General features: G+C 36.4%; 8 protein-coding genes and 1 tRNA gene. 5 read left to right on the forward strand and 4 right to left on the reverse strand.

Annotated elements, in window-relative coordinates; genetic code table 11:
• Nucleotides 1-78 precede the first annotated feature (78 nt).
• Complete coding sequence (locus tag IR022_RS12170; protein ID WP_242047177.1) at nt 79-978, reverse strand: class I SAM-dependent methyltransferase; 900 nt, start codon at nt 976-978, stop codon at nt 79-81.
• Nucleotides 979-1,514: 536 nt separating this feature from the next.
• Between IR022_RS12170 and IR022_RS12175 the strand changes: the two genes are divergently transcribed.
• Nucleotides 1,515-4,253: a putative LPS assembly protein LptD gene (locus tag IR022_RS12175; protein ID WP_194203887.1), complete on the forward strand. Its 2,739-nt coding sequence runs from the start codon at nt 1,515-1,517 to the stop codon at nt 4,251-4,253.
• A gap of 48 nt (nt 4,254-4,301) precedes the next feature.
• Nucleotides 4,302-5,396 (forward strand): glycosyltransferase, encoded by a 1,095-nt coding sequence (locus tag IR022_RS12180; RefSeq protein ID WP_194203888.1) that lies wholly within the window; start codon nt 4,302-4,304, stop codon nt 5,394-5,396.
• A gap of 50 nt (nt 5,397-5,446) precedes the next feature.
• Here IR022_RS12180 and IR022_RS12185 read toward each other — a convergent pair whose 3' ends face one another.
• Nucleotides 5,447-6,040, reverse strand: a complete 594-nt coding sequence (locus tag IR022_RS12185) for a hypothetical protein (protein WP_194203889.1) — start codon at nt 6,038-6,040, stop codon at nt 5,447-5,449.
• Between the two features lie 11 nt (nt 6,041-6,051).
• Nucleotides 6,052-6,531, reverse strand: coding sequence for an RNA polymerase sigma factor (locus IR022_RS12190; RefSeq protein ID WP_194203890.1), 480 nt, complete (start codon nt 6,529-6,531; stop codon nt 6,052-6,054).
• A gap of 140 nt (nt 6,532-6,671) precedes the next feature.
• On the opposite strand from IR022_RS12190, the gene IR022_RS12195 reads away from it, so the two are divergent.
• From IR022_RS12195 to IR022_RS12205, 3 genes are all read left to right on the forward strand, one after another.
• Nucleotides 6,672-6,744, forward strand: a tRNA-Lys gene (locus tag IR022_RS12195).
• A 337-nt stretch (nt 6,745-7,081) separates the two neighbouring features.
• Nucleotides 7,082-10,375 carry a SusC/RagA family TonB-linked outer membrane protein gene (locus IR022_RS12200; RefSeq protein WP_194203891.1) on the forward strand — a complete coding sequence of 1,098 codons (3,294 nt, stop codon included), beginning with the start codon at nt 7,082-7,084 and terminating at the stop codon, nt 10,373-10,375.
• Nucleotides 10,376-10,386: 11 nt separating this feature from the next.
• Nucleotides 10,387-12,423, forward strand: a complete 2,037-nt coding sequence (locus IR022_RS12205) for a RagB/SusD family nutrient uptake outer membrane protein (RefSeq protein ID WP_194203892.1) — start codon at nt 10,387-10,389, stop codon at nt 12,421-12,423.
• Nucleotides 12,424-12,509: 86 nt separating this feature from the next.
• On the opposite strand, the gene IR022_RS12210 is transcribed toward IR022_RS12205, so the two are convergent.
• Nucleotides 12,510-14,054 (reverse strand): sulfatase family protein, encoded by a 1,545-nt coding sequence (locus IR022_RS12210; protein ID WP_194203893.1) that lies wholly within the window; start codon nt 14,052-14,054, stop codon nt 12,510-12,512.
• Nucleotides 14,055-14,220: the final 166 nt, after the last annotated feature.

Raw genomic sequence — 14,220 nt, forward strand, 5'->3', positions numbered from 1 at the left:
TGTATTTAAACGTGTCAGACTTTATTGGTGAATGAAAGTATATTTATTGATATATGCTTTATTTGTAATGAGCTATACTTATTTCTTTTTAAGTATGTAGATAATGGAACTACATCTGCGGGTACTGAATAGACTTTGAATGAAGAATAGAGATCCTTTAATTAATCCTACTAAACTCGCCGCGGATGTTCCTTTACTTTTTTCGCTTAGCATTGCTATATAAAAAGGATCAAAATACATTGGTTTCATCTTTTCGACCTTAAAATTATGCTTTTCCGCAAATTGTCTAAAATCATTGGGCGAAAAGTGCCACAAGTGGCGAGGTACATCATATGCTGCCCAATGCTGTTTGTATGAAATGGCATCAGCCGATTTTTTGTTGGGTAGTGCAATGAACAGAACACCATCATCCTTTAATATCCGATGCAGGTTTGCCATTGTATCATTTAGTTTTTCTATGTGTTCGAGTACGTGCCACATAGTCACCACATCTTTTATCTTGTCGGGCATTTGAAACAAGTAGTCAGAATCTTGGATATTAAGCCCGAATTTTGTGTGGGCATAATTCCTTGTTGTTTCCGATTTTTCTATGCCAGTTACAACCCATTTTTTAAGGCGCATAGCATTCAAAAAGTAACCTGTTCCCGAACCTATATCAAGCAGTGTTTCGGCTTGATCGGATGAGTATTTCGAAGCCATCTTAGTCTTTGACTTCAAAGATATTTTTCTGGCTTGATGATATAGTGAATTTATGAATCCTTGATGAGTGTCGGAATGAGAGATGTATTCGGGAGCATCATAGTACTTACCAATTTTCTCTTCGCAAGGGAAGTTTTGGGTAAAGGCGAAATTACATTTAGTACATTGATGTATTGAGAACTGTTCATTTGTTACTAAATGATCTTTACAAATAAGAGTCTCCGGACAATTGTTGTTGGCGCAGACGGGGCATGAATCTATGTGTATTGTATTCATCATAAGTAAGGCAGGTCTATGACCTCATTAGTTGCTTTAGTAAGAGTAAGCACAACTTTCAGCTATATAATGAATATTATATTCAATACTTATAGTTGCTTAATATGCACTCTGTTTAAGTTTTGACTTCTTCAATAAAAGTAGTCTTCTACATAGCTCGCAAAGGTACTAAAAATGTTATATGTTGCTTATTTCTCAATATAAGCATTTTAGTAAAAAAATATAATTAAAGTGCATGCCTTTTCATTTCGGAGCTTGAATGAGCGAAAAACAGAGGAATCAGTGGCTACACTTAGGCTTAAGTGTTATTTGGGGCTTTATTATTTGAGCTCCTTTCTAAAGAAATTGTGTGATGAAAAATAGAGTGCTTTCTTCTGAGAAAAAATAAAGGATTTAAGAAACAACACACAAAAAGACTAAAAGTTTACCTTTTTCTTCATAAGAATGAGTAATAAGGATAGATTTTCGTTTTTTTAGCTTTTCCTTTTTTATTAAATGCTTAGTTTTGCACTTTGAATTATCAGGTCGAATCCGTTTTGATGAAGAAGACTCATTTCTGTATATATACTTTTCTGTTTGTATTGTTTTCGTCTCCTTTTTGGGGAGCTCAATTGCATAAACAAGCTGAAAGCAACTCAAATATTTCGTTTTTGCAGGATTCGGTAACATCTGATCGTGCTCTAACGACGGATTCTCTACGCCCACAAGTCTCAGACTCAATAGCTCAAGATACAACCAAAAGCAAAAAAACTTCATTAGATGCACCGGTAGACTATTCGGCTAACGACTCTATTGTCTTTACTTCCGATAGTAGAGGTTTCCTATATGGTGATAGTAAGGTTAACTATCAGACAATGGGTATTCAAGCCGAGAATATAGCCATGAATATGGATAGTAGTATTGTGCATGCGACATATGGATTAGATTCAATTGGAGAAGAATTTGGCCGCCCTGTTTTTACAGATAATGGAACCGAGTATGAAATGAAATCGGTAAGCTATAATTTCAAGACAAAGAAAGGGTATATGACGACTATTATTACCCAACAAGGAGAAGGGTATATAGTAGCCGATAAAGCAAAGAAAAATGCTGATGATACATTCTTTATGTGTGATGGAAAATATACTACTTGCGACAATCATGACCATCCTCACTTCTATATGATGCTAACCAAGGCAAAAGTTCGCCCGAAGAAAGATGTAATCACCGGACCGGCTTATTTAGTTATTGAAGGGCTTCCTTTGCCATTAGCACTTCCTTTTGGCTTTTTCCCTTTCAGCGAGAAATATTCTTCGGGTATTATTATGCCATCTTATGGGGATGATATGGATCGTGGTTTTAACTTGCGTGATGGTGGATATTATTTTGCTATCAACGATAATATTGATTTGGCTCTAACTGGAGAAATATATACAAAGGGATCCTGGGGACTTTCTGCCAGATCTTCTTATAAAAAACGTTATAAATACAGTGGTTCGTTCAATGTTAACTACTTGTATACAAAGAGAGGAGATCGTGATATTCCTAATACATTCAGTGAGTCGAAGGATATGTCGATAGACTGGCAGCATAGCCAAGATCCGAAAGCAAATATGTTTAGAACTCTGGCAGCAAGTGTAAACTATCGTTCCTCTAGCTATAACCAGAATAGTTTAAACGTTGCTTTTACTCCCTCGGGAACTGAAAATACAAGAAGTTCAACTGTGACTCTTACCCAACGTTTCCCAAATTCGCCATTTACACTGACAGCCAATGCTACAGCTAATCAGGTGTTGAGCGACTCCTCAATTATGCTTACGTTACCTAACGTTACAGTTACAATGAGTCGTATTTTTCCCTTTAAAAGAAAAGAAGCCGTTGGTTCAGCTAAATGGTACGAAAAAATCTCTTTGAATTATACGGGTGATTTGCGAAATAGCATCAAGACCAAAGAAAATATGCTGTTTAGATCTAATCTGGTGAAAGATTGGCGCAATGCTATGCAGCATCGTGTACAAACCGCAGGAACTTTTAGTGTATTAAATTATCTGAATATAACACCAAGCTTTAGTTATAATGAAAGATGGTATACCCGTTCTATTAGTCAAAAATGGGATCCCGTACAAAATGCACACGTAGCTGCCGATACTACATTTTCATTTTTCCGTTCCTATGACTTTAATTATAATGTAAGTTTCCAGACAAGACTTTATGGTTTTTATGAACCTCTGCTTAAAATTGGAAAATTGCAAAAAATACGTCATGTATTTACTCCTTCGATTAGCTTTGGAGGTAATCCTGATTTTACCGATCCTCGTTTTGGTTCTTATAAGAAGTATTCATATTATGATGCTAATGGAGAATTACAAACGCATTTATATTCACCTTTTTCGCAAGAAATATTTACACCGTCAAGTGCCAGACAGCAAGGCAACATAAACTTTAGTTTTGAGAATAATATTGAAATGAAAGTTGGAACTGATAATGACTCGACTAAGATTATTAGTTTGATTGATAATCTGGGGGTAAACTTTAGCTATAATATGATGGCTGACGAGTTTAAGTGGAGTGATATTGGAACTAATATGCGGTTAAAGTTAAGTAAGAGTTTAACAGTCAATCTTAATGCTGTTTGGGATCCATACATGTATAATGAAAAGGGGCAAAAAATAGATCGTTTACTTATTGGAAATGGAGGTATAGCTCGACTAGTGAGCACAGGATATACAATATCACCTTCTATAAATCAGGATACATTTAAAAAATGGTTTGGTAAAGGAGGAGACTCTACTTCAAAAGATGACAAGAACAGAGATAATCCAGAAGCTGATCTGTCAGATGAAGATGGGGATGTTCCCGAAGATGATGGTCCTCGTAAAAGTCTTTTTGATAAAAAGGAGGCCGCGGGAGAGTTTGATCAGGATGGATTCTTGAAAAATGATATAAAATGGAATCTCTCTATTAATTATAATATGAGTTATAATTCGCAATTCGATCAGGAAAGAGAGAGATTCAAAGGTGTTATTACTCACAATTTGGGTTTTAATGGCTCTATCCAACCCACCAAGAATTGGAATCTATCTTTTAATGCGAGTTATGATGTTCCCAACAGTAGAATTTCATGGTTAACTTGTAACTTATCAAGAAACCTGCACTGTTGGAATATCACAGCAAGCTTTAATCCAATAGGTCCATATGCTACATATTACATATCTTTACGAGTTAATTCGTCCATGTTACAGGATCTTAAGTACGAACAACGTGGTCGGGCAACAAGTTATGATCCTGTTTGGAACTAATCGAGCATAGGAGCGATCTTTTTCGGATCTAATCCGTTATATTTATAGATGAAAATACTGTTATTAGGAGATTATAGTGGGTTACACCTTACGTTGTCTGAGGGACTAAAAATTCTTGGGCACGATGTAACAGTGGCATCCGATGGTGATGGCTTCAAAAACTATCCTAGAGATATTGATCTTAAACGTGAAAGCTCTAATCTGAAAGATACTTTATCCAACTTATTAACTATATCTTCGAATCTGCGTAACTTCAAAGGATATGACGTCGTTCAGATAACTAATCCCTGCTTTACTACCCAAAACATAAGAGTTAACATTGAGTTATATAGATATCTGAGACGACACAATAAGAAGATTTTTCTGGGTGCTTTTGGTGATGATTATTTTTGGATAAAAGCTTGCTTGGATCAAAAATATAAATATTCGGAGTTCTATATTGGTAACACAAAAAACACAAGAACGAAAAGCGACTTTTTAATAGAAAACTGGATAGGAACTAAGCGCGAGGATGCTAATATTGAAATAGCTGAGTCATGTAATGGTATAGTCGCATGTTTATATGAATACTACGAAGCATATAAAGATTCGTATGGTGATAAGCTTAAGTATATTCCTTTACCTATCAATACAGGGAAGGTGCTCTTAACAGAACTGCCCTCTACGGATAAAATCAATTTCTTTATTGGTATAAATAAGGCTCGGAACGAATTTAAAGGTACTGATATTCTTTATGAAGTTTTGCAACAGATTGCAGAATCATATCCTAATGACTCTAAAGTAACAAAAGTAGAATCTGTAATGTATTCGGAATACCTAAGCCGAATTAAAGATGCTCATGTTGTCTTAGATCAATTATATTCCTACTCTCCGGCAATGAACGGTTTACTTACCATGGCCTTGGGAAAGGTACTTGTAGGAGGCGGTGAGTCTGATATGTACGATTTACTTCAAGAGCAAGAACTGCGACCTATTGTGAATGTATATCCCGATCAGGAGGATATTTATAGAAAATTAGAAGATCTGCTACTACATAAGGATACCATCAAGCAACGAGCCAAAGATGGACGATTATTTGTTGAAAAGCATCACGACTATCTTAAGGTGGCTCAGCAATACCTTGATTTTTGGAATAGTAAATAAATACACAATTTATATGTCTGTATTTTTTTAGAGATTCGTTATCCTCATTATCAATTATCTTCTTCCATTTCTTTCACTTCATCTAAAGCCGACTCTATCTTTCTGATATTCTTCTTATAGAATAATCTGTAAAAGACTAGCATTATAAAGCATGCAATCACAAGTACAAGCAGATTATATATACAGAAAGAAAGCTTTCCTTGGTCAGATATAATACCTACATATCCATAAAAGAAAGAACCTAAAATAATACATAAGAAAGCTACTCCTACAATAAATTCTCTTTTTATATAAAGCTTGTATGTTGAGATTGTCTTTAATGAAAGCAATATATTGTCTTGTTTGAGATTAATGTTCTTCAAGAGTTTGACTTTATATAGTTGCCAAAAGAAGCTAATGATACAGGTACTCATGAAGAACCACTTAGTGAACTCGGGATAAGGAGCTCTAGGGAAATAAAGCGCATGAATATAAGGTGCAGCCATAAAAGGGAGTACTATTATCAATCCGATCATTTCGAACCACAGAAGTTGACTGAGAGCAGTTTTTCCTTTTTTGTGTATTATATTCTGTATGTTGTCTTTAGTGATGGCGGGAATGAATCCGTTATCATTCCATGCCTTCTTCATATTATCTAAGTCCATAGTTGATAACTTTACTCATTAGACATTCTCTTTAATTTTTCTTTTATTCTACTTATTTTAGTGGAGATATTTGTAACAGTAAGTCCGGTGATCTCGGCAATTTCTTTATACGATTTCTCATCTAGATATAAAAGAACTAATGCCCTTTCTATTTTACCTAATTGATTAATGAGTTTGTAAAGCTCTACTATTTCGTCATTATTATCAGGCGTGTTAGGAATATCAACCACTAATTCTACATATTGGGGCTTTCGTTTACTCCGGCGAAAAAATGTGATACAGGTATTTAATGCTATTCTATATATCCATGTAGATGGTTTGCTCTCTCCTCTAAAAGAAGGATATGCCTTCCAGAGACTAAGGATGATTTCTTGGTATAGGTCATTAATACTTTGATCGATATCTGCATAGAAAGATGCGACTTTATATATGATACGCTCATTTAGTTGTATCATATCCATAAAATCCTTTTCTATATCTTTATTCTGCATTTTATCGAACTTATCTTATAGGTCGCTAAAATATGTATTTAATCACATCTACTGTTTAAAAATGCAGATAAATAGCTTTTTTAGGTTATAATTCGGTATTAAATAAATATTTTGTTTTACTTTTGTACCACCAAATAAAAGACTCCGTAGCTCAGTTGGTAGAGCAATTGACTCTTAATCAATGGGTCGAGGGTTCGAGCCCCTCCGGGGTCACTTGTTGATCAGCCATTTACATATTATGTAGGTGGCTTTTTTTATTTTTTCTGACTCTTCCCATTTATTAAAACTCTATAAGGGGAGAACCTTTCCCTCTGACTAGGAAAGAGATAGTAATATCTACTCAAATCTATCATTCTTCTTAAAGGTTTAATCTCGCAGTTTTGAGTTTAGTCTGCAAATGAAAATTACACAATAAATAACATATTATAGTTTTTTTTGACAATGACTCAATTTTACTCCCTATTTGACTCATTTATCCCCGTTTTCTTCTTTTAGATATATCACCTTTGTTGAGCCTTATTTTATAAGTAAACATTTATCTAATTCCATTATGAAAAAAAACAATCATGTAACTTTAAAATGCAAGGATAGAGTGAGAATATTACATCGCTTTGTCTTGATTCTTGCACTTATGTTTATTGTGCCCGTAGCAATATTTGCACAGGAAAAAAGCATAACAGGACTAGTGACCGATTCTAAAACAGGAGAAGCCTTAGTTGGAGTTTCCGTTACTGTGGAAGGAGCACCAGCAGGTACTATTACCGATATAGAAGGTCGGTTTTCGTTGAAAGTTCCTGCCAATTCTACTTTAAAACTCATTTATATGGGTTATATAACACAATCAGTGCAAGTAGGAAACCAAATTAACTTGACTATTAAGCTAGCAGAAGATAGTAAGCTATTGGATGAGGTGGTTGTAGTTGGTTTTGGTACTCAGAAAAAAGTAAATCTCACTGGAGCAGTAGGTGTAGCTACTGCAAAAGATATTCAGGATCGTCCCGTAATGCTGGCAACCCAAGCATTGCAAGGTCTTGTTCCTGGATTAAATATCACTCAGAATAATGGTAGCTTAGAATCACGGGCAAAAATTAATATTCGTGGTACGGGTACTATTGCCGATGGGTCAACAAATTCTCCTTTAATCTTAATTGATGGAATGGAGGGAGATATTAATGCCCTTAACCCTCAGGATATTGAGAATATTTCAGTATTGAAAGATGCATCATCATCTTCTATTTATGGATCGCGAGCTCCTTTTGGTGTAATATTGATTACAACTAAAAAAGGAACTGCCGGAAAAACAGTCGTGAATTATAATAATAGTTTCAGATGGAATAAGCCTCTTTTACTTCCTCAAATGATGGACTCTTATACATTTGCGAACTATTTTAATGATGCAGCTTTAAATGGAGGCGGAACTGCTCATTTTGGTGATGCGTGGTTGGCAAATATATTAGCTTTTCAAAAAGGAGAGATAACTGCATCTACTGTACAAAACCGAAATAACAACCGTTGGGAAGAAGGATTCGACCCTAATGGAATCAATAATACAGGAGGTAATGACAATAGGGATTATTATAAAGAAATCTTCCGTTCTCAATCTATGGGTCAAGAGCATAATATGAGTCTTAGTGGAGGAAACGAGAAGGTAACTTATTATACATCTTTCAATATCTTGGCACAAGACGGATTGATGCAATTTAATCAGGATACCTACGATAGATATGCCGCAACAGCAAAAGTTGGATATGATGCCGCAAGCTGGGCAAGAGTTAATTATAGTAACCGCTTTATTCGCGACAAATATAAACGTCCATCTGCTATGACTGATGATCTCTTTGGCGATTTAGGACGACAAGCTTGGCCAACTCTCCCTTTATACGACCCAAATGGTTTTTTGATGCAAAGAACAGCTTTGGCTCTTAGAGATCAAGGAAATGATAAAGTAGAAACCGATAACTTATATCAACAAATTCAGTTTGTTTTTGAACCCGTTAAGCATTGGAGAACATTTGCTGAGGTTAATTATTCAATAAAGAATGCGAACAGACATTGGGATAAGCAAGTAACATATATGTATGATGTTGATAGCAATCCTTTTGTATGGTCTAAAAGCTCAAATGTACATGAGGATCATCTAAAAGAAAATCAAATGGCAATCAACTTATATACTGAATACACTTATACGTTGAATAAAAATCACAACTTCAAAGGTATGTTGGGGATTCAGTCAGAGAAGATGAAACAAACCAAATTTGGCTTACAAAGAGATGGTATCTTAGTTCCTGGCGTTAACGAAATCGATGGAACAAGCGGAACCGACTACGATGGTAATCCCGTAGTGCCATCAGTGAACGGATCGAGACAACGATGGAGTACTTTCGGATACTTTACCCGTATCAACTACGATTATCAGGGTCGGTATCTGGCTGAGTTTAACTTAAGAAATGACGGATCTTCGCGTTACAGAAGCGGCAACCGTTGGGTATGGTCTCCTTCATTTTCTTTAGGATGGAATATTGCACAAGAAGATTTCTGGAAACCTCTTCAAAATGTGGTAGGTACATTAAAAGTCAGAGGTTCGTACGGGCAATTGGCTAATCAGAATACCGATAATTGGTATCCAACATATGCAGCCATGACAGTGAAAGCCTCGGAAGGAGTATGGATGCAAAATGGTATTAAGCCAAATGTATCTTGGGCACCATCTACTTTGATCAATGAAAATCTAACATGGGAAAAAATCAGAACTACTAATATAGGTCTTGATGTTGGGCTATTCAATAATAGGTTGACTGGGTCTTTTGATTATTTCGTTCGTGAAACAAGAGATATGTTAGGACCTGCGCCCGAAAGACCTGCTATACTAGGAGTTGGTGTTCCTAAAGCTAATAATACCGACCTACAAGATAAAGGATTCGAACTTCAGATCGCATGGCAAGACCGATTAAATAATGGATTGGGTTATGGTGTGAGATTTAATTTAGCTGACTATCAAACAACAATCAAAAGATACCCCAACCTTACGGGAAATCTAGGCACATACAATGCCGGACGAAATATGGGTGAATTATGGGGTTATGAGACAATAGGAATAGCCAAAACTCAAGCGGAAATGGATGCACATTTAGCCACTTTACCTAATGGTGGGCAAGATGCTCTAGGTAATCAATGGGGAGCAGGAGACGTTATGTATAGAGATATTGATGGGGATGGTAAAATCAACAATGGTAGCAATACTTTGAATGACCATGGAGATTTGAAAGTGATAGGTAATACAACCCCTCGATACCAATTTGGTTTTGAATTTACTGCCGACTGGAAAGGTTTCGATATGAGAGCATTTTTCCAAGGTATTATGAAACGCGATTTCTGGAATGGAAATTATTTTTTCTGGGGAGCTTATGGAGGTGGAGATAAACAAACAGATACCGGAGGTAGTGGTATGTGGTGGTCAACAGGGTTTACTCAACATCAAGACTACTTCAGGGATGCAAGTACCAATTCGGTTGTAAATGGAGTGAATGATGTAAATCTTGATTCTTATTACCCAAGACCTTTATTTAATTCGAGTAAAAATACCAAGAGACAGACTCGTTACTTACAAGATGCATCCTATATAAGGCTAAAAAACTTACAAATTGGCTATACACTGCCAGCAGCTCTTTCTCGTAAACTGTGCGTATCTAAACTAAGAGTATTTGTTTCAGGGGAAAATCTGTGGACTAAGACAGATATGGCAGAAATGTTTGACCCCGAAACAGTAGATGGCGGATGGGGCAATAGTGGAAATGTGTACCCTTTGTCTAAAGTGTTTGCATTTGGTCTGAATATTAATTTTTAATTTGATTACTTATGAAACTATATAATTATATAACAAAGTTTTGTGCTTGCATGATGGTGTCTTCTCTATTCTTTGCTTGTACCGATGATCTTAATCAAAGCCCATTATCAACGATTCCGCCTGAAATATACTTTGAGTCCGAATCACAATTGGAGTCATATGTAAATAACTTATATGCTCCTAGAAACAAATGGAATAATGGAAATGATCAAGAATTTGATGTACATGGAAACTGGAGTTTTGGAACATTTGGGTTAGATAATGGTACTGATAATATGAATAACAAAACTTCGGCTAATCATTTTATTCCAGGCGAATGGCGGGTAGACCAAAATGATGGCGAGTGGGCATTCTCATTTATCTACAAATGTAATTATTTCTTGAAATTTGCACAGGAGAAACTTGAAGCAGGCAGAATAACCGGAACCAGAGTAAATATTGATCAATCGTTTGGGGAAGTCTATTTTTTCAGAGCTTTTGAATATTTCAAGAAGCTACAAAGGGTAGGAGATTTTCCTATTGTAACCGAGCCTCTTGCAAATGAAATGGAACCTCTTATTGAGGCAAGTAAAAGACAACCACGCACGGAGGTTGCTAAATTTATTTTGGCTGATTTAGATAAAGCTATTTCCTTACTAAAGGATGATGCTGATGGAGGCAGAAAAAATAGAATATCTAAATATGCTGCTTATATGCTTAAATCGAGAGTTGCGTTATATGAAGGTACATGGATGAAATATTTTAAAGGAACAGCTTTTGTTCCCGGAGGAGCCGGTTGGCCTGGTGCATCAAAAGATTACAATAGTGGTTATGCAATTGCTAATTATGATGCTGTAATGAATGATTTTTTTCAACAATGTATCGATGCATCTAAAATTGTGGCAGATAAATATCCATTGGTAACAAATAATGGAGTATTACAACAAAGTATAACAGATGCCGAAAATCCATATCATAATATGTTTGGAAGTACCGATTTGAGAGGTTACTCGGAAGTTATTCTCTGGAAACAATACGACCGAGGATTGGGTATAACGCATAATGTACCCATCGCAGCACAAACGGGAGGCTATGTAAACGGATTGACAAGAGGTTTTGTTGAAAACTTTCTTTTGGATAATGGAAAGCCTATATATGCTGATCCTGCAAGATATGGCGGAGATGATTACATAGCAGATGTAAGAAAAAATAGAGACGGACGTTTATGGCTGTTCTTGAAAGAGCCTAAACAAAAGAACCTATTGTTTAATACAGAAGGAGCCGGACGAGCTAATCCTATTGAAGATTATCCAAATATAACTTCGTCTAATGCCGAAGTGGGATATGGAACGGGTTATGCCATACGTAAAGGAGGTACTTTTGATGGTACACAATTTACAGACAATGGAGGATGTTATACAGGGTCTATTATTTTTAGATCAGCAGAAGCATGTCTAAATTACACGGAGGCTTATTACGAAAAGAATAACTCTCTGGATGGAGTCGCTACTCAGTATTGGAAGAACTTAAGAGATCGTGCCAAGGTAAATAATGATTTTAATATTACAATTGCTGCTACTGATATGAATAAAGAAGCCTTAAACGATTGGGGTGCATATTCAGGTGGGCAATTAATTTCTCCAACTCTTTATAATATAAGAAGAGAACGTCGCAGCGAGTTGATGGCTGAGGGGTTAAGAATGGCAGATTTACGGAGATGGAGATCTCTGGATCAGCTTATATCAAGACCTTACCATCTTGAAGGAATGAAATTATGGGGACCAATGAAGGCGTGGTATGTAGACGATAAAGGAGTTTCTATCCTTAAATACGGAGTGGTTGATGCTAATGTTAGCGGCCCCGACCAAAGTATTTATATGAGACCTCAGGAAATAAATCCAAACTCATTGGTGTTGAAGCAAGGCGGTTGTAAATGGGCTATGGCACATTATCTGTACCCAATAGCAATACAACACTTCTTGATAACCTCAAGTGGTAGTGCCGAAAATTCTCCAATATATCAGAATCCATATTGGCCTATGGTGGCAAATGAAGGAGCTATTCAGTGAATTGAATTAATAATTTAATAAAACAGAGACCTCAAGTAATGAGGTCTCTGTTTTGTGCTATTCTATGATTATATTAAACAGTATTTTTATTTGGTCTTGGCTTTCTCTGCTTCCAATATGGCTTTTAATTCAGCAACTATCTTTGGGTTTTCGTTAGCCAGATTCTTTTTCTCTCCAATATCTTTTTTCAAGTTATAGAGTTGAGGTTCTTTATTGTTTCCAAGTTCGGTGTTTGTCAACTTATCATAAGTAGCACCATTGCTCGGGTCGATATATTTCCATGTACCGTCTGATATCGAAAGCGAACCTGCTTGTTCAACAATGTATTTACGACCTTTTTTATCTTTTCCTAATAAGGTGTTCAATTGGTTTTGACTGTCGGGGGCTGCATCGGATGGAATTTTTCCTCCTATTAAACTAGAGAGTGATGCTAGAAGGTCAATTTGAGAAACCGAAGCATCAGAGACTCCTTCTTCTGTCTTCCCTGCCCAGCTAACGACGAATGGTACTCTTGTGCCTGCTTCAAAAATACTATATTTACCTCCGCGGAAAGGTCCCCATGGGCGATGATCGCCAAGTAGTTCTACTGCCCGATCGGCATAACCATCGTCTACTACGGGTCCGTTATCGCTTGTAAGTATAATTAAAGTATTTTCTGTTAGATCTAGTTTCTCCAAAGTCTCCATGATTTGACCTACACTCCAATCAAATTCAAGAATAGCATCTCCTCGAGGCCCCATTCCGCTTTTTCCAGTGAATCGAGGATGAGGAACACGAGGCACGTGTATGTCGTTGGTGGCAAAATATAAAAAGAATGGTTGGTCTTTATTGCTTTCTATAAACTCAATAGCATGAGAGGTAATACTATCTGCAATTGTTTCATCTACCCAAAGGGCGCTTTTTCCACCTTTCATATAACCTATACGTGATATTCCATTCACAATAGCTTGATCATGACCATGGCTTGAACTTGGCCTTTGCACATACAGCATATCAGGATTGTCTTTCCCTAAAGGTTCGCCTGCAAATGGTTTTTCGTAACTTACTTCTATCGGGTCATTGGGATCAAGATTCACTATCCGTTGATTTTCTACAAATACACAAGGTACACGATCGCCCGTGGCTGCCATAATATAAGAGTAATCAAAACCTATATCTTTCAGTCCGGGAGTTATATAACCGTTCCAATCCTGTTGACCGGCTTTGTCTCCCAATCCTAAATGCCATTTACCGATGGCTCCTGTAGTATATCCTGCATTTTTAAATATATCGGCGATGGTTGTTTGTTCAGGTTTAATAATCATACCGGCATCTCCCGTAGCTATTCCCGTATCGCTTCTCCTCCACGCATATTCTCCTGTAAGGAGTGAGTAGCGCGATGGGGTGCTTGTTGCAGCAACTGCGTGAGCATCGGTAAAACGTACTCCCTGAGCGGCTAATTTTTCAACATTGGGAGTGTGGATAGTCGGTTCACCATTACAACTGAGGTCTCCATAGCCTATGTCATCAGCCAGAATAATAATTACATTGGGCTTTTTTGTATTCTTCTTATCTTTCTTTTGAGCACTTACTGAAAGAGGCATCAATAAAAAGGCACTTATTCCAAAGATGGAAAAAAAAGGTTTTTTCATGAGAATTATTTTATTAGGTCTTTTCTAGTTCTGATCCTATTATTCGATCTTCATCTGTAGTTATTTATTTTTATAAACAACTCAATCTTTAGCTAAGGTAGTAAGAATAGGTTTGTATTTAAAAACATTATAGCAAATTTAAATATCTACGTATTTACTTGGTATC

The sequence above is a fragment of the Dysgonomonas sp. GY617 genome (genome assembly GCF_015233815.1).
Lineage (GTDB): Bacteria > Bacteroidota > Bacteroidia > Bacteroidales > Dysgonomonadaceae > Dysgonomonas_A.